The organism is Blastococcus sp. SYSU D00813 (genome assembly GCF_054050735.1).
The window spans coordinates 1-22,420 of the sequence record NZ_JBJGZX010000012.1; the positions used below are offsets into that span (position 1 = coordinate 1).

The window sequence follows — 22,420 nt, forward strand, 5'->3', positions numbered from 1 at the left end:
GCGCCCGCGCGCACCCCCCCCCCCCCCCCCCCCACCCCCCCCGAGCGGCCGCCGGCGCCGACGGCCGCGCCCCCCCCCCCCCCCCCCCCCCCCCCCCCCCCCCCCCCCACTCCGGTCAGCCCAGCCAGGCCTCGCGGACCTGCTCGGCGACGGCGGCGGCCTGGGCGCGACCGGCCTCGGCCGAGGGACGGCGGGCGGCCGGGTCGAGCACGTTGCGCCCGATCGCCCGCCGGCTAGCCTCGTCGGGGCTGACGACGGCGACCCGCGCCACCATCCCGGTCACCTGGGCGTCGACGCTGGCCAGCGGGCCGACGCCGCGGGCGATCGGGGCCAGCACGACCACCCGCTCGTGCCCCTCGGCCAGGTCGGCGTTGGCCGCCGAGCGCATGCCGCCGTCGACGTAGCGGCGGCCGTCGATCGTCACCGGCGGGTAGACGCCGGGCACCGCGCACGACGCCGCCACGGCCTGCAGCAGCGGCACACCGGAGTCGCGGTCGAGGGCACGGAACCCACCGGTCTCCGCGTCGACGGCGGTGACGACCAGCCGGCGGTCGGGCCACTCGGTGCTGACCAGCCGGGAGCCGATCACCGCCAGCCGCTCCTCCTCGGTCGGCGTCAGGCCGGCGTCGGCAGCGGCCCGCGCCAGGGCACCGACCCGGCGACGGAACTCCTCGTCCCGGCCGCGGCTGCGCAGCATCGCCCAGGCGTACCGGGCCAGCGCCGCACGGGTCATCCGCGCGACCCGCTCCGACGACGGCGGTTCCAGCTGCCGCGCGTAGAGCTCCTCGATCCCGGCCCCGCTGGTGACCTGCGCGCCGACCACCGAGCCGGCCGAGGTGCCGACGACGAGGTCGGCCACGGTCAGGTCGACCCCCGCCTCGGCCAGCCCCGCCAGCACGCCGGTCTCCCAGGCGATCCCCGTGATGCCCCCGCCGCCCAGCACGAGGGCGCGTCCCGTTCCGCTCACCGGCCCATCCTGACCGTCGCCACCCACCTCGACACCCGCTGTGACGTGCGCCACGCTGGGGACCCCCGAGGAGAGGACCCGCATTGAGCGCCAGCACCGCCCCCAGCACCGTCTCGCCCGCCGTGTCGTGGCCCCCCGGCCTGCCCCGGTCGCTGGACTACCCGCTGGTCCCGGTGGGCTCGGTGCTGCGCGCCGCCGTGCGCCGCTGGGGGGACCGGCCGGCGTTCGTCGAGGACGACGTGGAGCTGACGTTCACCGAGCTCGGCCGGCGGGCGCACGCGGTGGCGAACTGGCTGGCCGACCACGGCATCGGCCGGGGCGACGTCGTGGCCGTGCACGCGCCCAACTGCCGCCAGTACCCGGCGGTCTACTACGGCGTCCTGCTGGCCGGCGCGACCTTCTCCCCCACCAACCCGCTGCTGCCCGCACCCGACCTCGCCGCGCAGCTGACCGACGCCGGCGCCCGCGTGCTGGTCACCTGGGACCAGGTGCTGCCCTTCGTGCGCGGCGCCCTGGCCGAGACCCCGGTCGAGACGGTGGTCGTCACCGGCCCGGCGCACACGCCCGACTTCTCCGCGCGGCTGGCGGGCCTCGAGCCCGGCGACGTCGACCTCGCCGACCTGCTCGCCGCCGACCCCACCGACCGGCACCTCGACGCCGCCGTCGACCCGGCCGCCGACCTGGCCCACCTGGCCTACACCGGCGGCACGACCGGGGTGAGCAAGGGCGTCGAGCTGACCCACCGCAACGTGGTGACCAACGTGCTGCAGTCCGGCTGCTGGGTGAGCGGCTCGGTGCCGGAGCTCGACGAGGCCGGCGACGTCACGCTGCGCCAGGTGCTCGGCCCCGAGGAGCACCCGACCCGGCTGGGCGAGGCCCGGATGATCAACCTGACCCCGTGGTTCCACGCCATGGGCGTGATCGGCTACCTCAACGGCCTGGTCATGGCCGGGACGACGGCGGTCGTGCACATGCGCTTCGACCCGGTGCGCTACCTCGAGGACGCCGTCCGCCACCGGGTGACCGCCATCGGCGGCGCGCCGCCGGTGTTCGTCGCGCTGCTGCAGGTGCCCGGCATCGACGACGCCGACCTGTCGCACGTGCGCGGCGTCTCCAGCGGGGCCGCGCCGCTGCCGGTGTCGCTCATCGAGCGGCTGACGGGGCTGCTGCCCGACGCGGTCATCGGCGAGGGCTACGGGCTGACCGAGGTGACGATGCAGGCCACCGGCAACCCGGCGTTCCGCTCGGGCACCCGCAAGGCCGGCACGGTCGGCGTCCCCGTGTTCGACACCGAGATCTCGATCCGGCCGCTCGGCGGCGGCGAGGCGCTGCCGCCCGGCGAGCGCGGCGAGGTGTGCATCCGCGGGCCGCAGGTCATGCGCGGCTACTGGAAGCGGCCGCAGGCCACCGCGGAGTCGATCGACGCCGACGGCTGGTTCCACACCGGCGACGTCGGGGTGGTCGACGAGGACGGCTACCTGGCGATCGTCGACCGCACCAAGGACATGCTGCTCTACAAGGGCTACAACGTGTTCCCGCGCGAGCTCGAGGAGCACCTGTTCGCCGTCCCCGGGGTCGCCGGCGCCGCCGTGGTCGGCCGGCCCGACGAGGAGGCCGGGGAGCTGCCGGTCGCCTACGTCGTCCGCCGGGACGACGACGCGGGCGCCGCGCTGACCCCCGAGTCGGTGATGGCCGCGGTCAACGACCGGGTGACGCCGTACAAGCGGCTGCGCGACGTCGTGTTCATCGACGCCATCCCCGTCTCGGCGGCCGGCAAGGTGCTCAAGCGGGAGCTCGCCGCGCGCGAGCGGGCGGCCGTCGGCGGCTGACCGGCGCACCCCGTCGGGGGGAGCCGGGGCGACCCGTGCTCCCCCGGACGGGTGCGGCGGCACCACCCCGGGGCCGGGGCTCACTATCGTCGCTCGGCGTGATGATCCATCGCGGCGACGCCGACGACCCGCACACCGGGGTCGTCCTCGCGCACGTCGAGGAGTCCCCCGTCCGCCAGGTGTGGCGCCGGGTCCTCATCGCGGCCGTCGTCCTGTTCGCCGTCGTCCTCATCGTCTGGCTGGACCGCGACGCCTACCGCGACGGCGACGAGCGGGGCATCACGCTGCTCGACGCGTTCTACTACGCGACCGTCACGCTCTCCACGACCGGCTACGGCGACATCACGCCGGTGACCGAGGGTGCCCGGCTCATCAACATCATCGTGATCACGCCGCTGCGGATCATGTTCCTGATCGTCCTCATCGGAACGACCCTCGAGGCGCTGACCGCGCGCTCCCGGGAGGAGTTCCGCATCCGCCGGTGGAGGTCCCGCGTGCGCCAGCACGTCATCGTCTGCGGCTACGGCACCAAGGGCCGCAGCGCCATCCGCGCGCTGCGGGCCGACGGCACGCCGGCCGAGCAGATCGTCGTCGTCGACACCGACGAGCGCCTGGTCGAGGAGGCGACGACGACCGGGCTGACCGGCATCGTCGGCGACGCCGGCCGGCGCGAGGTGCTCAAGCGGGCCGCCGTCGAGCGGGCGCGGGCGGTGATCGTGGCGGCCAACCGCGACGACGCCGCCGTCCTCATCACGCTCACCGTGCGCCAGCTCAACCCGAGCGTGCCGATCACGACCAGCGTCCGCGAGGAGGAGAACGCCGCGCTGCTGCGCCAGTCCGGCGCGACCACGGTCATCACCACCTCGGCGACCTCCGGCCGGCTGCTGGGCCTGTCGACCGACCACCCCCGCGTGGTCAACGTGGTCGAGGACCTCGTCACCGGCGGGCAGGGCCTGGACCTGCACCAGCGGACGGTCAAGGCCGGCGAGGTGGGGCTGGGCCCCCGTCAGCTGACCGACATCGTGCTGTCGGTGACCCGCGGTGGCCGCACGCTGCGCTTCGACGACCCGCTCATCGGCACGCTGGAGCCCGAGGACGAGCTGGTCGTCGTCCGCGCCCACCTCTGACGCGGCGGGCCGCCGGGTCGTGGGTCGCCGCCACCAGCAGCAGCGCGGCGATCCCGAGCGCCCAGCCCACCCGCTCCGCCGTCGTGTCCCACGGCGCCAGCTCCACCACCGGGTCCGGCAGCGCGCGCAGCAGCACCAGCCCCGCGCCCAGGACGACGACCGCGACCGCCGGTCCGGGGACGTCGGCGCCGCTGCGCCGCACCGCCGCCCCCACGCCGGCCGCGACCGCGCTGAGCAACGCCCACAGCAGGACCGGCCCCCGGCCGGTCGCCACCCCGGCGGCCGCGGCCAGGCCGAGCACGCCACCGAGCACCGCGGCCGAGACCGGCAGGACGAGCAGCGCCCGGGCGAGCAGCCGGCGCCCGGGCCCGACCGGGGGCACCCCCGGGGAGGGCTCCTCGCCGGCCGCCGCGCAGCCGGAGGCCAGCACCACCACACCGAGGGCGAGCAGCAGCCCGCCGCCGTCCCCGGGGACGAGGGCGGGCAGCCCGGCCAGCGCCAGGGCAGCGCCGCCCGCAGCCAGGACCGGCCCCCAGGCGAGGACCGGCCCGGTGGCGGCGAGCAGCACCGGCCAGGGGACGGCGGGAGCGGTCACATGAACCCCAGCCAGGTCCGGGCCGACTCGTGCACCAGCAGCTGCCCCGCGACGCCGAGGACCACCAGGACCGCTCCGGTCAGCAGCACCGGCCGGGTGCGCCGGTCGCGGCCGCTGCGCGCCAGGGCGACGCCGGCGAGGAGGACCACCAGGCCCGCGACGTACACCAGGTGCAGGCCGTAGAACCCCAGGTCCCGGTCGGCGGCGAGGTACGTCTCGCTGGTCGACCCCGGCGGGTCGACCGCGTCGTAGGAGGCAAGCTCCGCCGCGGACGGGTCCGTGCCCAGGTCGGCGGCGGCCAGGGGGGACCGGCTGACGGCCAGGACGCCGAAGGGGGCGGTGAACCAGACCCAGAAGGCGACGAAGAACAGGACCCAGCCGACGAAGCCGAGCACCGCACCCACCGCGCGGGACCGCACGAGCCGGGCCAGGGCGACCCCGGCCACGAAGGAGCAGGCGACCGCCAGCGGCGCACCCAGCAGCTCCAGCGGGCTCGGCGTGAACTCGCTCGACCACCGCCCCTCCCCCAGCCGGGCGCCGCCCTGGGCGAGCACGGCGACGTACTGCCCGGCGATCAGCACGAGGGACAACAGCGCCGGCACCGCCGCGGCCGCCAGCAGGCCGAGCGTCCGGTCCCACCGGCGGGCGGGGGTGTTGCTGAACAGCTCGGCGGTGGTCGAGGGCCGCTCGCGCAGTGCCCCCCAGTTGCCGAGGAGGAACGCGGTCAGGGTCAGCGGGAAGGCGCCCCACTCCCAGACCGCGTAGCCGTCGGTGACCGGCCGGCCCCCGGTGAACGAGCCGTCGGTGGACACGTACCAGGTCGACCAGGCCGCCAGGGCGGTGCCGGCCCACAGCAGCGGGCTGCGGAGGGTGCGGCGGACCTCGGCGCGGGCGAGCGCCGCAATCGTGCCGCGGCCGACCACGGTCTCCCGGACCGCGGCCGGGGCCGTCGCGGCGGTCACGACGCCATCTCCTCGGCCGTCGGGACGCTGGTGAGCAGCAGGTAGCCGTGCTCGGGCCCCGCCGGGACCAGGTCGGCCCGCGGTGGTGGCGCGCCCACGTTGCGGTAGCGGCCCTCCGCGGTGCGCCAGGAGACGGCGGCCAGCGGGTCGGCGGCGTCGGCGTCCCACACCCGGCCCTCGGCGAGGCCGGCGAGCTCGGCCGTCGTCCCCTCGAACAGCACCCGCCCGGCGTCGAGGACGACGACCCGCGGGCACAGCGCCGCGACGTCCTCGGTCAGGTGGGTCGACAGCAGCACGGTGGCGTCGGAGGGCAGCCCGGCGAGGACCTCGCGGAACCGCAGCCGCTGCTCCGGGTCCAGGCCCACGGTGGGCTCGTCGAGCACGAGCAGGTCGGGCCGGCCCAGCAGCGCCTGCGCCAGCCCGACCCGGCGGCGCATCCCCCCGGAGAGCGCCCGGATCCGCTGGTGCGCCCGGTCGCCGAGCCCCACGGCGTCCAGCACCCGCCGGACCTCGGCGTGCCGGGCGGCCTTGTCGGTCATCTCCTTGAGCACGGCGACGTAGTCGACGAAGGCGAAGGCGGTGAAGCCGGTGTACGCACCGGAGTCCTGCGGCAGGTAGCCGAGCCGCCGCCGGATCGCCAGGCGGCCGGCCGGGTCGGCGGGGTCGTGGCCGAGGACCCGGACCGTGCCGGCGCTGGGCGACAGCGCCGTCGCGACGATCCGCAGCAGCGTGGTCTTCCCCGCCCCGTTGGGCCCCAGGAGCCCGGTCACCCCCGGGGAGAGGTCGAGGGTGACGTCCTGCAGGGCGGTCGTGCCGCGGTAGCGCTTGCCGACGCCGGCGAGCGTGACGGGGAGGGTCATCGGGTGCTCCTGTCCTCGAAGGTGGTGCGGCGGGTGACGGCGACGGCGAGCGCGAGGGCGGCGACGCACAGCAGTGCGGCCTGCCCCGGCGGGCGGAAGGCGAACGAGCGGTCCAGCACCTCGTCGACCGCCAGCGGCAGCCGGGACGGGCGCAGGACGACCCCGGTGGCGGCCAGCCACAGCAGGGTGAGGACGGCGGCCACGCGGCGGGGGTCGGCGCGGGCCGACAGCGCGAGGGTGAGCGCGCACAGGGCGAGCGCCGGGGCCAGCCACAGCGTGGCCGGCCGCACCCCGCCGGGCAGTGCCCAGGCGAGCAGCGCGGTGACCGGCAGCGTGCCCGCCGACACCACCGCCGTCCGCAGCACCAGCAGCCGGAACCGGGGGAACGGCGTCGTCCCGGCCACCTCGCCGGCCAGGTCGTCGACGGCGCCGTAGGCCAGCGCGACGCCGGCCAGCGGCAGCAGCGGCGCGGTCACCACGAACACCGCCGTCCCGAAGGCGCCGCTGCCCAGGTAGGACGCCGCGAGCGCCAGCACCAGCAGCGCCGTCCCGGCCACCCACCACGCGGCCTGCACGGCCGGCGCCGCCACGAGCAGCCGCAGCAGGTGCGGCGGCAGCGCGCGGCCCAGGAGGCGCTCGGTCGCGGACGCCGGCTCGGCGTCGAGGGCCGCGTCGAGGGCGGCCCAGGTGCGGTCGTGGGCGGCGCGGTGGGCCGGCGGCGCCGTCGCGGCCAGCGCGTCCCGGCAGCCGCCGCAGCGCAGCAGGTGCGCCTCGACGGAGGCCGCCGCGGCCTCGGTCAGGGTCCCCGCGCGGTACCCGGCCGACGTCCCCGGGTCGACGTGCCAGCTCATGCGAGCGCCTCCTGCAACTGGTTGCGGGCCCGGGCCATCCGGGTGCGCACGGTGCCCGGCGGCACGCCGAGCAGCCGGGCCGCCTCGCGGCTGGTCAGCCCGTCGAGCACGACCGCACGCACGACGGCGCGCAGTTCCGGCGAGAGCCCGTCGACGGCCGCGGCGAGGTCGCCGTGCTCGACGCCGAGCAGGACCTCGTCCTCGGCCGAGGGAGCCGGCGGCGGGAGCAGCAGGCGCAGCGGCAGGGGACGGCGCGGCCGGACGGCGGCCAGCAGCCGGCGGATCCCGATGCCCCACAGCCACGCCGGCACGTCGCCGGTCCCGCGGTAGCCGGCCGGCTTGCGCCAGACGGCGAGGAACGTGTCCTGCAGGACCTCCTCGACCACGCCCTCGTCGCCGCAGCGGCGTGCCAGCCGCGCGCGCAGCCAGGGTGCGTGCCGGTCGTAGAGCTCCCGCAGCGCCTGCCGGTCCCGGTCGGCGACGGCCTGCAGCAGTTCACCGTCCGAACGCGGCTCCTGCCTCATGCTGCACCTGTAGCTCCGGGGGGCCCGAGGTGTTCGCTGCTGCCGGAGTGTCCCCGTCCGGCCCGGGCAGGACCAGGGTTCTCAGACCGTGCGGCGCACCCAGGTGCGGGTCGGCTCCCCGCGGCCACGCAGCTCCACCGCGCGGTCGGGGCGCCAGTGCTCCTGCTCCCCGCCGCCGGCGGCGTGCACCGTGGCCTCGCTGGCCACGGCCCGCCCGGGGTGGTCCTTGGCCAGCTCGGTGAGCCGGGCCGCCTCGTTCACCGGGTCGCCGATGACCGTGTACTCCAGCCGGCTGGCCGCGCCCACCTGCCCGGCCCACACCGGCCCGCACGCCACGCCGACCCCGACGTCGACCTCGCCGGCCGCGCGGACGGCGTCGCAGATCCGCCGCGCCGCGCGCAGCGCTGCCGCCGCCGGGTCGGCGTGCTCGGTGGGCGCGCCGAAGACGCACAGCGCCGCGTCGCCCTCGAACTTGTTCACCAGGCCGCCCTCGTCCTCGATCGTCTCCACGACGACGGCGAAGAAGCGGTTGAGCAGCCCGACCATCTCCTCGGGCCCGGTGCGGCGGACCAGCGAGGTCGAGCCGGCGATGTCGACGAACAGCGCCGCCACCGTGCGCACCTCGCCGCCGAGGGAGACGCCGTCGGCCAGGGCGCGCTGGGCGACCGTCGTCCCCACGTGCCGGCCGAAGAGGTCGCGCAGCCGCTCCCGCTCGGCCAGCCCGGCGGCCATGGAGTTGACCCCCTCCTGCAGCAGGCCGATCTCGCCGGCGTCGTCGACGACGACGCGCACCGAGTGGTCGCCGCCGCCGACGCGCTGCACCGCCTGGCGCAGGTCGCGCAGCGGGGCACCGACGGCACGGGCGGTCAGCAGGGTGGCCAGCAGCCCCACGAGCAGCGCGACGACCACGAGGAAGACCACCGCCGCGGGGCCGGGACCGTCGGGGTTGGTCGGGTCGAGGAACAGCAGGACGACGCCGACCAGCGGCACCCCGCTGGTGATGCCCCAGGTCAGCAGGAGGCGGGGCCGCACGCCGAGGGCCAGCCGGCCGGTGGGCGGGTGCGCCGCCAGCGCCCGGGCGGAGACGGCACGGGCGGCGCGGGCGACGAGCAGGTAGGTGACGCCGGCGGTGACCACGCCGCCGAGCAGCACCGCGACGCCGATCCGGATGCCGACCCGCGAGTCGGGGTAGGCCGCCGCGGCGACGGTGCCGAGCAGGACGGCGCCGATCAGCCACACGGTGGCCGCCACGAGCGCGGCGTCGACCGGGAGCCGCAGCGCGCGGGAGGCCTCCGCACGGGAGGGCTCGCGGCCGGCGAGCAGCCAGGAGGTGGTGACCCGCTGGTGGCGCAGCCCGGCCCAGGTGCCGGCCGGGAAGGCGAGGACGAGGTAGGCCAGCGCGGCCAGCAGCACGGCGGCGCGACCGTCGGCGTCGTCCTCGCCGACGCCCAGGAGCAGGAGGGCGACGGTCCCGACGCCGACCAGGTTGGCCAGGTTGACCAGGACGACGATCACCGGGACCGCGGTGCGGCCGCTGGGCGCCCACGACAGGACGGCGTCGGCGCGCTGGACGGCGTCGGCCGCCCACGTCGGTCGCCCGGCCGGATCGACGCCGGCGCGTGGGCTCGGCGTCGGGGTCACCCGGTCATGATCGCGCCGGGAGGCGCCGGGGCGCGCCCCGGGTGCCTCGTCCGGGTCAGACGGCGAGTTCGGCCTCGAGGTCGGCGAGGAGCCCGGCGGCCAGCGCGCAGTCGGCCGCGGTGGTCAGCCAGCCGGCGACCAGCAGCATCGGCCACGGCTGCTCCGAGTCCAGCGACGCCGTCGCCGCCACGGTGCCCGCCTGCGCCACTGCCCTGCATGCCGTGTCCATGACCGGCTCCCCTCGTCGGATACGAGAGGGATCGGCAGGCGCCGGCCGGGGGTCGAGCCGGGAAACAGGATCTGACCCCTCGGGGTGACCCGTGGGGCACGACGACCCGCACCGTTCACACGGGCCGGGGCACCGGCGGGCCGGCGTGTGCGCCCGGGCCGCGGGACCGGCCCGATCCCGCGGCGTGGGCGCACACAGTCAGCGCAGGTGCTCCCCGAAGAACGCGAGGATCCGCCGCCAGGCGTCCTCCGCCTCCGGCCGGGAGTAGGCCAGGCCGGCGGTGCGCTCGACGAACCGCAGCGGCCCCGGCGTCCCCCAGTCGTTCATGAAGGAGTGCCCGACACCCGGGTACTCGTGCACGTCGTGCGGCACGCCGCCCTCGGTGAGCCGGCGCTCGAGCTCGGCCGCCGCGCCCTTGAGCATCGGGTCCTGCGCGCCGTAGCTGGCCACCGTCGGGCAGGCGCGGGAGAGCTCCTCGCGGTTGCCGGGCCAGATGCCGTAGTTGGGGGCGGCGGCGTCGAAGGCGCCGCTCGGCGCGGTCAGCAGCGCGAACCCGCCACCCATGCAGAACCCGACCGAGCCGACCTTCCCGGTGCAGCGGTCGTCGGCGCGCAGGTGGGCCGCGGCGGCGAGGACGTCGTCGACCGCCGGTCCCCGGCCCCGGTGCAGCGACCGCAGCGTGGTGACGACGCAGCCCAGCCGGTTCCCCCGGCGGAACAGGCCGGGCGCCAGCGCCAGGTACCCGTTCGCCGCGAAGCGGTCGGTGATCCGCCGGACGTCGGCGCTGAGCCCGAAGGCGTCGTGCACGACGACGACCCCGGGCCAGGGCCCCTCGCCGGCCGGCACGGCGAGGTACCCGGGCAGCGGGCCGGCGGGGGCGTCGAACGTCGTCATCGGCACACCGGGATGCCTACCGGGCGCCGGCGGTCACCGCGACCGGGACCGGCACCGCGGGGCGGTCGGCGTCCGGGCGCCCGCCGCGGGCGATCAGGTACACCGCGAGGCAGACCTCCCACGCGAAGATCGGGACGACGACCACCCCGGCCGCACCGGAGATCGAGTCGTCGAGGCCCAGCAGCTTCCCGGCGTTGGCCGCCGCGATCAGCGGACCGCCGACCAGGCCCAGCACCGGGATCCACCGCGGCACCCGGCCCGAGCGGTGCAGCAGGTACGCGAGGAGCACCGTGTTGGCGCCGCACACCAGGCCGGGGCCGACGAGGAACGTCCAGTCGTGCACCGCGACCAGCCCGTCGCGCACCCCGGCGAGCGCCGGGTCGCCGCCCTGCACCGTCACGACGGCGAGCACCGTCACGACGCCGACGAGGATGACGCCCGCCTCGAGCGTCCGCAGCGCCACGTAGCCCAGCGCGATCCCCTCGTGCTCCCGCCGGACCACCGGGAAGAGCACGACCGCGGTGCCGACGACGCCGAGGGCCAGCACCACCTCGAGCAGCGCGGCCACGAGCACCGCCGTGCGGTCGCCCGGGTCGAGCACACCGCCCGGGGCCAGCACCGACTCGTAGACCAGCGCCGCCGGCACCGACGTCACGTGCGTGAGCAGGAACAGCACACCCGCCACCACCGCGGTGCGTCTCCAGGGCTCCATCGCGTCCTCCTCCATTCGAGGTGTACGGCGTACACCAATGCCGAGGACCGTAGGTGTACGGTGTACGCCTGTCAACGAGGAGGACGCCGATGCCCCCGGACGCCGACCGTCCGCGACGCGAGCGGCTGGACCGCGACCGCGTGCTGCGCGCCGCCGTCGCACTGGCCGACGAGGCGGGGCTGGACGCGGTGAGCATGCGCGGGCTCGCGCAGCACCTGGGCGTCGTCCCGATGGCGCTGTACAAGCACGTCGCGGACAAGGACGAGCTGGTGGGCGGCATGGTCGACGTCGTCCTCGGCGAGATCGAGCCGCCGGACCCGGGGCTACCCTGGAAGGCGGCCGTGCGCGCCCGCGTGCTGTCCGCGCGGCGGGCCGTGCTGCGGCACCCCTGGGCGCGCCGGGCGATCGAGGGCAGCACCCGCCGGACGCCGGCGGTGCTCGGGCACATGGACGCCGTTGCCGGTGGCTTCCGCGCCGGTGGCCTCTCCCCCGACCTGACCCACCACGTGATGCACGCGCTGGGCAACCGGATCTGGGGCTTCAGCCCGGAGCTGTTCGAGGAGCCGGCGCCGCCGCGGCCCCCGTCGCCGGCGGAGCAGGAGGCGATGGCGCGGGAGTTCGCGCAGCGGTTCCCGCACGTCCTGGAGATCGCGGTGGCCGCGACCGCCGGTGACCTCGGCCGGGTCGACGGCGGCTGCGACGAGCAGTTCGAGTTCGAGTTCGCCCTCGACCTGCTGCTCGACGGCGCCGAGCGGCTGCACCGCGCCGGCTGGACCTCCGCCGCGGCGCCGCGTGGCTAGGAGAGCGAGGCGGCGTCCACGGCGTCGGCGATTACGCCCGGCACTGCGGCCACGCCGACCTCGTCCGCGAGCGGATCGACGGCGCCACCGGCGTCTGACCCCGCGCGGGTGCGGGCCCGGCGGTCCGGCCGAGCGGGACCGGCCCGGACTCGTGCGCGGCGATGACCGCCTGCCGTCAGCGGTCGCGACGCCGGTTCTCGGCGCGCTCCTCGACGGCCCCGTGGCGTAACAGGTTGACCACGGCCAGCGCCAGGCCGCCCCAGATCACGGCCATCGCGACCAGCATCATCACGACCGCGCTCGCGCTCACCGTCGTCCTCCCTCGTCACCTCGGGCCCCGGCCGTCGTCGCCTCGAGGGGCGCCGCCGGGTCGGAATGCGGTGGCGGACCGTCCAGGTGGGTGCCGGGCCGCCACCGGAGCCGGCCGAGGAGGAAGCCCACCACCGGGAGCAGCACGACCATCACCCAGCCGAAGGTCACCAGCAACCAGGTGGGGTAGCCCTCGTAGGGCGCCTCGAGGTCGTCCTGCAGCGCGAGAACGAGGACGACGGCCAGCCCCGCCGGGGCCACGAGGCTCGTCAGCACCCGCCAGCCGAGGCCCACTCGCGGCCGGCCGTGCACGTTCAGGTGGTCGCCGAGCGGCAGCAGCGCACGCAGCACCCACGACACCACGAGCATGCTGACCAGGGCCACGACGAGGATGCCGTACTGGTTGACGAAGTGGTCGACGACGTCGAGGACGTAGATGCCGCTCGTCGTGCTGAACAGGACCAGGCTCAGCACCGCGAGCGGGACGACGACGACCAGGGTCGCGGTGCGGCGGCTGGTGTCGAACTTGTCGCGGACCGCAGAGACCACCACCTCGATCACGCTGATCAGCGAGGTGATGCCGGCGATCACCAGCGACCCGAAGAAGAGGACGCCGATCAGGGCCCCGCCCGGGGCCTCGCTGATGATCGTCGGGAAGGCGATGAACGCCAGGCCGATCCCGTCACTGGCGACCTCCCCGACCGCCACCCCGCTGGCCTGGGCCATGAAGCCGAGCGCGGCGAAGACGCCGATGCCGGCGAGGAGCTCGAAGCTGGAGTTCGCGAAGCCGACGACCAGACCGGAGCCCACCATGTCCTCGCGGCGGCGGACGTACGACGCATACGTGATCATGATCCCGAAGCCGACCGACAGCGAGAAGAAGATCTGGCCGTACGCGGCGGCCCAGACCGACGGGTCGGTGAGCGCCGACCAGTCCGGCGTGAACAGCGCGTCGAGACCGTCGCCGGCGCCGGACAGGGTCAGCGCCTGCACGACGAGGGCCGCGAAGGCCAGCACCAGCACCGGGATGAAGACCAGCGAGGTCACGCCGATGCCGCGCTGGACGCCGAGGGTCAGGACCAGCAGGACCACGAGCCAGACCAGCCCGAGCGGCCACAGCACCCCGGGAACCAGGTCGGTGCTGACCTCGACGTCGCCGGCCTGCAAGAACTCCCCGAAGAAGAAGGCCTCCGGGTCGGCCCCCCACGCCTGGTCGAGCGAGAAGAAGGTGTACCGCACGGCCCAGGCCAGGACCGCCGCGTAGTAGACGGCGATGACGAAGCAGATGGCCACCTGCCACCAGCCCAGACCCTCGGTACGGCGCCGGAGCCGGGCGAAGGAGAGCGGCGCCGAGCCGCGGTGGCGGTGGCCGATCGCGTAGTCGAGCAGCAGGAACGGCAGGCCCGCGGTCAGCAACGCCACCAGGTAGGGCACCACGAAGGCGCCGCCACCGTTGTCGTACGCGACGTAGGGGAACCGCCAGATGTTGCCCAGGCCGACGGCGGACCCGATCGCCGCCAGGATGAAGACGCGCCGGGAGCTGAACGCGCCGCGCCGGCGCTCCTCACCGGTCTCCCCCGCCGTCCGCTCCGCCGTGGTGCCCATGCGACCTCCCGCGTCCAGGAGCCCACCGACCGCGTGCGCACGGCGCACCGGCCGGCATCGGCCGATGGAACGAGGATGGCAGGACTCCCGCCCGTCGGCCGCCTGGAGCCGGTCCGTCGTCCGGTCAGGGGGCGCTGGGCAGCGGCCGCTCGCGCAGGGTGTCGAGCGAGCGGCGCATCCCCACCGTGACCGCGCCGAGGGCGAAGAACGCGTCGTCGTCGACGACCTCGGCGGTGCGCAGCAGCGCGGTGAGCCGCCGCAGGGCGTCCTCGGCGTCGCCGATGGCGCCGGTTCGCTCGTCCGGCGTCCGCTGGTCCCGCCTGGTCGGGTAGGGGACGCAGACGACGTGGGCGAGGCTGTCCAGGCCGTCGGCGAGCACTCGCGCCGTCCCGCCCTCGATCCGGTCGGCCCCGTGGCGGTGCGGCTCGAGCTCGACGACGAGCATCGTGAGGTCGTCGACGAGGACGGCGACCCGGTCCAGCGCGCGGGACTGCTCCCGGGTGCTCGCCGCGCTGGCGCCCCAGCGCCGGGCCCTCGGGTTGGCCCGCCGGGCCCGCTCGACCAGCCCCTCCGCGGCGCGCATGCGCTCCAGCGCGGCGTCCAGCTCCTCCCCGCGCCGGACCCACTCGCCGGTGCTGGGCACCGCGCCGCGGCGGAGCCCGTCGGCGAGGTCGCGCAGGTGCCTCGCGAGGAGCCCGCGGGTGGCCGCGATGCTGCGGGCGGCGGTGGTGAGCTGCAGCGGCGGGAAGAGGACGGTGGTCACCAGCACCCCGGTCGCCGCTCCCAGCAGGGTGAGCCCGGCGTAGGCCAGCGCGTACCGCGCGGGGTCGGCCGCCGTCCCCACGGTGAGCATGAGGACGGCGGCGAAGCTGACCCAGCTGGCGTGCTCGCGCAGCGCCCGCCACTGCTCGACGGCGACCGCCAGGGCCACGATCAGCGCGATGGTCACCGCGTTCGGGATGGACCGGGTCAGCTCGTGCACGGTGACCGCCAAGCCGAAGCCCAGCAGGATCGCGAGGACCGTGCGCCAGGCCGCCGAGGCGGAGTCGGCCACCGTCGGGTGCACCGCGATGACCGCGCCCAGCGGGGCGTAGTAGGCGTACTCCGACATCGGCGGCGGCAGGAGGGTCGCGACCTGCCAGGCCAGCGCCGCGGCCAGCGCCGCCCGGACGCCGCGCTGCACCCATGGTTCGCGCAGGCGCTCCCGTGCGCCGGTCACGTCCGGGGCGTGCCGGGCACCGAGGCACCCCCGACGGCGCCGGCGCGGGTCGCCTCGCCGACCGGTGCCAGGCCCGCCGCCCGGTCCACGACCTGCACCGGGGGCGCGGTCGCCGGCTCCTCGCCGGACGCTCCAGCCGCCTCCACGACGAGCACGAAGTCGTCGCCGTGCCGGGTGATGCCCTCGACCACCGCCTGCTCGACGGCCTCGGTGGCGTAGGTGCGGCGCAGGACCATCGGGTCGGAGCGCACGTCCTTCGCCAGCGCGACGGCCAGCCCGACCATGACCAGCGCGAAGGGCAGCGCCGCGATGATCGTGAGGTCCTGCAGCCCGCTGAGCGCCTCGTCCCCGCCGACGAGCAGCATCACGGCCGCCACCGCGCCGGTCACCACGCCCCAGAAGACGACGGTGCGGCGGCTGGGAGAGAGGGTGCCCCCCTCGGACAGCGATCCCATGACGACCGAGGCGGCGTCGGCCCCGGACACGAAGAAGAACGCGACCAGGACCATCACGAGCACCGTCGTCGCGGTGGCCAGGGGGTACTCGCGCAGCACCCCGAACAGCTGCCCCTCGGAGGTGGCCTGCCCGACCACGTCGGCGCCGTCGCGCTGGGCGGCGATGCCGGCACCGCCGAAGACGGCGAACCACAGCAGGCTGACCACGCTGGGCACCAGCAGCACGCCGGTGACGAACTGCCGGATGGTGCGGCCGCGGCTGATCCGCGCGACGAACAGCCCGACGAACGGCGTCCACGAGATCCACCACGCCCAGTAGAAGACGGTCCAGCCGCGCAGCCAGGCCGCCATCGGGTCGCCGCCGCTGGCCTCGGTGCGCGCGGCCATCTGGGCCAGGTCGGAGAAGTAGCTGCCGACCGCCCCGGGCAGCAGGTTGAGGACGAACACCGTCGGGCCGACGACGAACACGAAGACCGCGAGGACGACGGCCAGCACCATGTTGACGTTCGACAGCCACTGGATGCCCCGCGAGATGCCGGAGACGGCGGAGGCCACGAACGCCGCGGTCAGCACCGCGATGACCAGCACGAGGGCGCCGTTGCCCACCTCCCCGGCCCAGCCCAGGATCTCCAGCCCGCTGCCGATCTGCAGCGCCCCTAGGCCGAGCGAGGCCGCCGAGCCGAAGAGCGTGGCGAAGACGGCCAGCACGTCGATGAGCCGGCCGGCCCAGCCCTCGGTGCGGCGGCGACCGAACAGCGGCTCGAAGGCGGCGCTGATCAGCTGCCGGCGGCCGCGCCGGAAGGTGCCGTAGGCGATGGCCAGCCCGACGACCGCGTAGATCGCCCACGGGTGCAGCGTCCAGTGGAACAGGGTGGTCGCCATGGCGGTGTGCACCGCCTCAGGCGTCTCGGCCGGCACCGTGCGCGGCGGCGGGGAGACGTAGTGCGCCAGCGGCTCGGCCACGCCGTAGAACATCAGGCCGATGCCCATCCCGGCGCTGAACATCATCGCGATCCACGAGACGGTCCGGAACTCCGGCGCCTCGTCGTCGCGGCCCAGCGGGATGCGGCCGTAGCGGCTCGCCGCCAGCCACAGGACGTAGACGACGAACGCCGACGCGAGGCTGACGAACAGCCAGCCGAGGTTCCGCTCGATCCACGTCAGCGCGGAGCCGCTGGCCGAGCCCAGCCCGGTCGGGCTCATGAACCCCCAGGCCACGAACGCGAGCGCCAGGACCGCCGAGACCGGGAAGACGACGCGGTCGAGCGAGCCCCGCTCGTCGGCGACGGGTGGCGGGGGCTCGGCGATCGCCGGGTGCTGGTCGGTGTCGGGGCCGGTCGGCTCGGGGTCGGTCAGTCCTGGGTCGAGCGGGGTGGATGGGGTCGTACTCGTCACGGGTGGTGCCGCGCCCGGTGGGGCGCCCTCCGGTTCCAGCGGGAGCATGGACAGGCGTCAGGGGACGCCGGGCCGCCCACGCGCCGGCGCGGGGCCCTCACCCCCACAGTCCAGCGGAATGGGACGGTCCGCAAATCCCTCCGGCCGCCCGGGCGGCACCGCTCCTCCGCCGTCCTCGCGACCGGCGTGTCCGCGCTGGTCAGGCGGCTGCCGGGGCGGCTTCCAGGGTCTTGTGATGCTGCTCGCGTCCGGCCCCGGACGCACGAGAGCCCCGCGAGGACGGCGTCCTCGCGGGGCTCTCGCTCAGGGGTGGAGGTGGCGGGAATCGAACCCGCGTCCTACGACGCATCACCAGGGCTTCTCCGAGCGCAGTCCGCTGCGTCTCTGCTCGACCCCACCGATCCCACGAACAGGTCGGTGTGACGGGCCCAGTCGCTGTTTGGTGTCCCCACCGCTCCCGCGACCGGAACGGTGGGTCAGTCACCTAGCTGATGCCAGGATCCGGGCCGGTGACGAACCCGGGCTGACAGAGTCGACCTAGCTGATCAGGCAGCGAGGGCGAACTCGCGCTGACTGGAGTCGGCGCTTGTGTTGTTTGCAACGCGTGGTTAACGAGCTCATCGTTGCCTTCCTCGGCTCGCTTCCCCTGGTCATCCGACCGCAGTCGAGACCAATCACCCCCTGTGTAGTTGTGCGATCAGGGTAACGGCACCCTCCGACGGGTTGTTCCCCGCCACGCACGGCCGACGTCACCCGGCCGGGTGCGCCTGGGCTCGAGGGTGCGTCGCGGGCCCTGCAGGACCCGCCCCGCGCGAGGAGCACCCGCGACGCCCCGCCCGGCGGACCTCCCGCGGCGGTCAGATCCAGTCGCGGCGCTTGAAGACGGCGTACAGCGTGAGGCTGACCCCGAGCATCAGCACCAGGGCGAACGGATAGCCCAGGTGCCAGTGCAGCTCGGGGATGTCGTCGAAGTTCATCCCGTACACGGTGCCGACCAGCGTCGGGGCGAACAGGATGGCCGCCCACGCGGAGATCTTCTTGACCTCCTCGCCCTGCGCGATCGAGGCCTCGGTGAGCTCGCGGATCTCCTCGTTCTGCCGCTGCGCCACCAGGGTCGCGTTGACGGTGAGGATGTCGCGCAGCTGCAGCCGGAAGCCCTCCACCCGCTCGATCACCTGCGTCACGTGGTCGGCGACGTCGCGCAGGTAGCTGCGCAGCTCCTCGTCGACGCCGTACTTGTCGAACCCGGCGGTGATCGCGGCGAGGATGCCGGTCAGCGGCGCGGCGGCGCGCTGGAACTCCAGCACCTCCTGCGACAGCTCGTAGATGCGCCGGGAGACGCCCGGGTCGCCGCGGAAGACCTCGGTCTCGATCTCGTCGATGTCGTTGGACAGCCCGGCGACCACCGGCGCGTACCCGTCGACGACGGCGTCGAGGATCGCGTACAGCACCGCCTCGGGCCCCTTGGCGAGCAGCGCCGGCTCGCTCTCCAGCCGGCGGCGCACCCGCGACAGGTCCGGCGACTCGCTGTGCCGGACCGTGATGGCGAAGTCCCGGCCGAGGAACAGGTGCAGCTCGCCGAACTCCACCTCCTCGGCGGCGTCCAGGTACCGGGCGGCCTTGAGGACGACGAACAGGGTGTCGCCGTAGCGCTCGAACTTCGGCCGCTGGTGGGCCTGGATCGCGTCCTCGACCGCGAGCTCGGGCAGGTCGTACTGCTCGGCCAGCTCCCCGAGCTCGGCGGGCTCGGGCCGGTAGAGGCCGAGCCAGACCATCCGGTCGTCGAAGCCCTCGGTCAGCCACTCGTGGCTGTCGGCGGCGGTGTCGGGCGTGGCCACCCGGCGTCCACCGGCGTAGACGGCGTTGTCGACGATCCGCGACGGCTTGTCGGGAGCCGGCTGCGGCTCGGCGGGGACGGCGACGGGACGGCGCACCACCTCGCTGCGCGGGCGGCGCAGCGTGGTGAGGGCGGTGAGGGGCGCGAGACGACGATCGGCCATGACGGACTCCCGGGACGCTGGGCGGAGGACACAGCGGAGGTCCTCCACGCGCGCGGGCGCCGGACGGCGTTACGCGGGGAGGACCTCGGGACTGGGACTGGGCGGCTCGCTGCGCATCGCCGTCCTCCTCCCGGGTCGGGCTCCGGCCGGCGTCGAGCGGGCCGTCGTCCATCGTGACACGCCGGAGCGGCTCGGGAGACGCGGCAGGACGGAGATCACCCACCCGTCACCCGCCGGACACCCGGCGGGCGACCGGCGGACGTCAGCGGAGCACGAGCGAGATCAGCCCCGGTAGCAGGACCACGATGAGCAGCGCGCCCAGGACGTCGAAGCTGATCCCCGACCGGATCATCTTCGTGATCGGCACGACTCCGGACCCGTAGACGATCGCGTTCTGCGGCGTCGACACGGGCAGCATGAAACCGAACGACGCCGCGAACGTGGCCGCGAGCGCCGGCACGAACGGGTCGATCCCCGCAGCGGCCGCCACCGGGATGATGATCGGCACCACGACCGCCGCCGAGGCGGTGTTGCTCGTCGTCTCGGAGATGATGATCGCGAGGATCACCGCGAAGATCGTGATCGCGAACGTGCTGGTCAGGCCCAGCCAGTCGGCCGAGCTGTTGCCGATCGTCTCGGCGAGACCGGTGTCGGCCAGCAGCGAGCCGAAGATGATGCCGGTGCCGAACAGCAGGATCGTGCCCCAGTCGATCTTGGCGGCGTCGGACCAGTTGAGCGTGAACTCCCGCTTGCCCCAGTCGGTGGGCAGCAGGAACAGCAGCGAGGCGCCGAGGACGGCCACCACGCCCTCGTCGAGCCGGTCGCTGATCGTCGTGTAGAGGTCGGACTCGGTGCCGGCCACCAGCGCGATGACACCGGGGAAGATCCACAGCGCCACGGTGATGACGAAGGCGATCACCGTGTTGCGCTCGGCCCTGGAGAACGGGCCGATCTGGGCCCGCTCGGCGGCGATGTACTCCGCGACGCCCTCGATGCGCTTGATCTCGGGCCGGTTGAGCAGCAGCAGCACCAGGGTCAGCGCCACGAACATGAGCGCGCAGATCGGCAGCGCCATGAGCATCCAGTCGAGGAAGCCGATCCGCTCACCGGTCGCCTCCTCGATCAGCCCGCGGCCGATCAGGTTCGGCGGCGTCCCCACGGGCGTGATGAGGCCGCCGACGCTCGCGCCGTAGGCGAGCATCAGCATCAGTGCGGTGCCGACCCGCAGCCGCAGCGGGTCGAAGTCCGGCTTCACCAGCTCCTTGTCCTGCAGGAGCTTGGCGATGACGGTGAGGATGCCCAGCGCCGTCGGCAGCAGCATGGCCACGGTCGCGGTGTTGGAGACGAACGCCGACAGCAGCGCGGTGATCAGGCCGAAGGCGATGACCACCCGCGCCGTCGAGGTGCCGACCCACTTCAGCGACAGGATGAACATCGCGAACCGGCGGGCGACGCCGTGCTTGAGCATCGCCGCGGCCAGGATGAAGGCGCCGATGAAGGTGAACACCGTGGTGGAGCCGAACGGCGACAGCGCGTCGTCGGCCGGCACGACGCCGAGGACGACGATCGCGGCGACGCCGATCAGGCCGCCGACGGGGATCGGCACCGGCTCGGTGACCCACAGGACGATGACCCCGAGCAGCACCGCGGCCAGCAGCTGCTGGTCGTTGGGCAGGTCCAGCGGGAGGAGGGCGAAGACCACGCTCACGACGGGGGCGAGGAAGAGGCCGACGGTGCGGCGTCCCTTCTCGAATCGCTCCTCGGCCGGACTCAGCTGCTGCTCACCCAGGCTGCGGTACGTCGCGCTCCCCCGGAAGGCCGCGTCCACGTCGGTCCGCTGCACGCTGCCGGGCCTGTTCTCGGTCGCCGTCACGGTGCCCCACCTCCGAGTCGAGTGTGGCTCAGGACACGCGATCCGGCCTGGTCAGCCGGGCACCTCACCCTCCGGCGGCGGCACCTCCAGCGCCACCAGGAAGCGCGACACCATCGCATAACCGGCCACCAGCGCGGCCAGCTCGACGACCTGCCGGTCGTCGAACTGCGCCCGCACCGCGGCGAAGACCGCGTCGGGCACCGCGACGTCGCGCGTGGAGGCGTCGGTGAAGGCGAGGACGGCGGCCTGCGCCGGGGACCACACCGCCTGCTCCCCCGCGTCCGGCCGGCGCAGCACCCGCAGGTGCAGGTCGGTGAGCCCGGCCCGCCGGGCGATCGGCTCGTGCGCGGCCCACTCGAACGCCGCGTCGTTGAGGACGGCGACCCGCAGCACGACCAGCTCGCGCAGGTCGGCGGCCAGTGTGGTGCCCGAGCGCAGTGCCCCCAGCAGCGCGTTCCAGCCCTCGGCCACCGGCGGGCTGTGCAGCAGCAGCCGGTCCAGGTCGCTGAGCGCGCCGCCGCGGCGGGCCCGGATCAGCTCCGCCGTCGGCCCGTCGTCTCCCGCGCCCGGGAGGCGCCGGCTCACTTGCCGAAGACGCCGGCCGGGTAGGCGCCGGCCCCGGCGATCCGGGCCGACAGCGGCTTGCCCAGCTCGACGACCCGCGCCGTCCGCTCCGCGCCCAGGTGGTCCCACGGGGCGAGGGCCAGCGCGTCGGTCTCGGCCTCGATCTCCGCCCGGAGCCGCTCGCCGGCCTCGGTCAGGTCGCCGTCGACCACGAGCCCGCGGTCGGCGAGCCGCGCGGCGGCGGCCGCCCACTCCTCGTCGGTGTAGCCGCGCAGGGCCTGGGCGGCGGCGGGGGTGAAGCCGCGCCCGGTGGCGCAGTGGGTCTGCAGCGCCTCGATGCCCGACAGCCCGTGCCGGACGAGGACGGCGACGTGCCCGTCCCCGCGGTGCTCGCGCAGCAGCGTCGCGCCGTGCCAGACCTGCAGCAGCGGCTCCTCGGGCCAGGCCAGGTCGGCGTGACCGGCGTACAGCGGACGGCCCTCGGGGGTCAGCGCGGTGCAGGCCTCGCGGAGCAGCCCGGCCAGCTCCTCGACCTCCGGGCCCGTGGCCGCCTCGCCGAGCAGCCGGGTCAGGGAGGCTCGGGCGGCGTCGAACCGGGCGGCGACGACCTGCTCGGGCGAGGCGAGCGTCCAGGCGCGCGGGATGAGCCGCGCGACCAGGCTCGGCGAGAAGTTGTGGAAGGTCGCCGTCACCACGCCCGGGCCGACGGCGCCCATCGGCGCGGCGCGACCGGCGAAGTAGCACATCCGCCCCGGCCGCACGCCGACCGCGGTGAGGTGCTCGTCCTGCTCGGGGACGAAGTAGAGGTGGTTGTGCAGCGGCTCGACGGCCCGGTGCGCCCGGTTGGCCAGGGCCGGCTCGACCGCGGACACGGAGGCCGTGGACACGGAGGCGGCGGACACGGCGGCGGACACGGCGGCGGACGAGGCGGCGGGCTGATCGACGCTGACCATGCGCGGCACCCTACTGAGCGCGCCGCCGGCACTCGGAGCAGCCTTTCGCGCGCGAA

22 protein-coding genes and 1 other RNA gene are annotated in these 22,420 nt (G+C 75.3%); 4 read left to right on the plus strand and 19 right to left on the minus strand.

What is annotated here, in order from left to right:
* Positions 1–115: 115 nt before the first annotated feature.
* Positions 116–967 (minus strand): patatin-like phospholipase family protein, encoded by an 852-nt coding sequence (locus ACI8AX_RS10570; protein WP_456549766.1) that lies wholly within the window; start codon positions 965–967, stop codon positions 116–118.
* A gap of 83 nt (positions 968–1,050) precedes the next feature.
* On the opposite strand from ACI8AX_RS10570, the gene ACI8AX_RS10575 reads away from it, so the two are divergent.
* Positions 1,051–2,796: a class I adenylate-forming enzyme family protein gene (locus ACI8AX_RS10575; RefSeq protein WP_456549767.1), complete on the plus strand. Its 1,746-nt coding sequence runs from the start codon at positions 1,051–1,053 to the stop codon at positions 2,794–2,796.
* Positions 2,797–2,897: 101 nt separating this feature from the next.
* Entirely contained in the window at positions 2,898–3,923 is a 1,026-nt protein-coding gene (locus tag ACI8AX_RS10580) for a potassium channel family protein (RefSeq protein ID WP_456549890.1), read from the plus strand.
* On the opposite strand, the gene ACI8AX_RS10585 is transcribed toward ACI8AX_RS10580, so the two are convergent.
* The 9 genes from ACI8AX_RS10585 to ACI8AX_RS10625 all read right to left on the minus strand — a co-directional run bounded on the left by ACI8AX_RS10585 (position 3,868) and on the right by ACI8AX_RS10625 (position 11,191).
* Positions 3,868–4,518, minus strand: coding sequence for a hypothetical protein (locus ACI8AX_RS10585; protein WP_456549768.1), 651 nt, complete (start codon positions 4,516–4,518; stop codon positions 3,868–3,870). The two genes, ACI8AX_RS10580 and ACI8AX_RS10585, sit on opposite strands and share 56 nt — an antisense overlap.
* The gene (locus tag ACI8AX_RS10590; protein ID WP_456549769.1) at positions 4,515–5,480 is read right to left on the minus strand and encodes a hypothetical protein; all 966 of its coding nucleotides are present in this window, start codon (positions 5,478–5,480) and stop codon (positions 4,515–4,517) included. The genes ACI8AX_RS10585 and ACI8AX_RS10590 overlap by 4 nt, the downstream gene beginning before the upstream one ends.
* Positions 5,477–6,340, minus strand: a complete 864-nt coding sequence (locus ACI8AX_RS10595) for an ABC transporter ATP-binding protein (RefSeq protein WP_456549770.1) — start codon at positions 6,338–6,340, stop codon at positions 5,477–5,479. The genes ACI8AX_RS10590 and ACI8AX_RS10595 overlap by 4 nt, the downstream gene beginning before the upstream one ends.
* A complete protein-coding gene (locus ACI8AX_RS10600) occupies positions 6,337–7,191 on the minus strand; it encodes a zf-HC2 domain-containing protein (protein WP_456549771.1) in 855 nt (284 codons plus the stop codon). Before ACI8AX_RS10600 ends, ACI8AX_RS10595 begins: the two co-directional genes overlap by 4 nt.
* Positions 7,188–7,715, minus strand: coding sequence for an RNA polymerase sigma factor (locus ACI8AX_RS10605; protein WP_456549772.1), 528 nt, complete (start codon positions 7,713–7,715; stop codon positions 7,188–7,190). Before ACI8AX_RS10605 ends, ACI8AX_RS10600 begins: the two co-directional genes overlap by 4 nt.
* 81 nt (positions 7,716–7,796) lie before the next feature.
* Entirely contained in the window at positions 7,797–9,356 is a 1,560-nt protein-coding gene (locus ACI8AX_RS10610; protein ID WP_456549773.1) for an adenylate/guanylate cyclase domain-containing protein, read from the minus strand.
* Positions 9,357–9,411: 55 nt separating this feature from the next.
* Complete coding sequence (locus ACI8AX_RS10615; protein WP_456549774.1) at positions 9,412–9,585, minus strand: hypothetical protein; 174 nt, start codon at positions 9,583–9,585, stop codon at positions 9,412–9,414.
* 198 nt (positions 9,586–9,783) lie between these two features.
* Positions 9,784–10,479 (minus strand): dienelactone hydrolase family protein, encoded by a 696-nt coding sequence (locus ACI8AX_RS10620; RefSeq protein WP_456549775.1) that lies wholly within the window; start codon positions 10,477–10,479, stop codon positions 9,784–9,786.
* Between the two features lie 16 nt (positions 10,480–10,495).
* Positions 10,496–11,191 (minus strand): DUF4386 domain-containing protein, encoded by a 696-nt coding sequence (locus tag ACI8AX_RS10625; RefSeq protein ID WP_456549776.1) that lies wholly within the window; start codon positions 11,189–11,191, stop codon positions 10,496–10,498.
* Between the two features lie 89 nt (positions 11,192–11,280).
* Here ACI8AX_RS10625 and ACI8AX_RS10630 point away from each other — a divergent pair, with 89 nt between their 5' ends.
* Both ACI8AX_RS10630 and ACI8AX_RS10635 read left to right on the plus strand, forming a co-directional pair.
* The gene (locus ACI8AX_RS10630; RefSeq protein ID WP_456549777.1) at positions 11,281–11,991 is read left to right on the plus strand and encodes a TetR/AcrR family transcriptional regulator; all 711 of its coding nucleotides are present in this window, start codon (positions 11,281–11,283) and stop codon (positions 11,989–11,991) included.
* Positions 11,961–12,089: a mycothiol transferase gene (locus ACI8AX_RS10635; protein WP_456549891.1), complete on the plus strand. Its 129-nt coding sequence runs from the start codon at positions 11,961–11,963 to the stop codon at positions 12,087–12,089. The genes ACI8AX_RS10630 and ACI8AX_RS10635 overlap by 31 nt, the downstream gene beginning before the upstream one ends.
* Positions 12,090–12,166: 77 nt before the next feature.
* Here the strand turns inward: ACI8AX_RS10635 and ACI8AX_RS10640 are convergent, their stop codons facing one another.
* The 9 genes from ACI8AX_RS10640 to ACI8AX_RS10680 form a co-directional block, all read right to left on the minus strand.
* Positions 12,167–12,301, minus strand: coding sequence for a methionine/alanine import family NSS transporter small subunit (locus ACI8AX_RS10640; RefSeq protein ID WP_456549778.1), 135 nt, complete (start codon positions 12,299–12,301; stop codon positions 12,167–12,169).
* Complete coding sequence (locus tag ACI8AX_RS10645; protein WP_456549779.1) at positions 12,298–13,905, minus strand: sodium-dependent transporter; 1,608 nt, start codon at positions 13,903–13,905, stop codon at positions 12,298–12,300. The genes ACI8AX_RS10640 and ACI8AX_RS10645 overlap by 4 nt, the downstream gene beginning before the upstream one ends.
* 124 nt (positions 13,906–14,029) lie before the next feature.
* Positions 14,030–15,124 (minus strand): FUSC family protein, encoded by a 1,095-nt coding sequence (locus ACI8AX_RS10650; RefSeq protein ID WP_456549780.1) that lies wholly within the window; start codon positions 15,122–15,124, stop codon positions 14,030–14,032.
* Entirely contained in the window at positions 15,121–16,974 is a 1,854-nt protein-coding gene (locus ACI8AX_RS10655; RefSeq protein WP_456549781.1) for a BCCT family transporter, read from the minus strand. The genes ACI8AX_RS10650 and ACI8AX_RS10655 overlap by 4 nt, the downstream gene beginning before the upstream one ends.
* Positions 16,975–17,281: 307 nt before the next feature.
* Positions 17,282–17,656: a transfer-messenger RNA gene (ssrA, locus tag ACI8AX_RS10660) on the minus strand.
* A 175-nt stretch (positions 17,657–17,831) separates the two neighbouring features.
* Positions 17,832–18,974, minus strand: coding sequence for a magnesium and cobalt transport protein CorA (locus tag ACI8AX_RS10665; RefSeq protein ID WP_456549782.1), 1,143 nt, complete (start codon positions 18,972–18,974; stop codon positions 17,832–17,834).
* 262 nt (positions 18,975–19,236) lie between these two features.
* Positions 19,237–20,847, minus strand: coding sequence for an SLC13 family permease (locus ACI8AX_RS10670; protein WP_456549783.1), 1,611 nt, complete (start codon positions 20,845–20,847; stop codon positions 19,237–19,239).
* A gap of 51 nt (positions 20,848–20,898) precedes the next feature.
* Positions 20,899–21,432, minus strand: a complete 534-nt coding sequence (locus ACI8AX_RS10675; RefSeq protein WP_456549784.1) for a carboxymuconolactone decarboxylase family protein — start codon at positions 21,430–21,432, stop codon at positions 20,899–20,901.
* Positions 21,429–22,364: an SCO6745 family protein gene (locus tag ACI8AX_RS10680; RefSeq protein WP_456549785.1), complete on the minus strand. Its 936-nt coding sequence runs from the start codon at positions 22,362–22,364 to the stop codon at positions 21,429–21,431. Before ACI8AX_RS10680 ends, ACI8AX_RS10675 begins: the two co-directional genes overlap by 4 nt.
* Positions 22,365–22,420 lie beyond the last annotated feature (56 nt).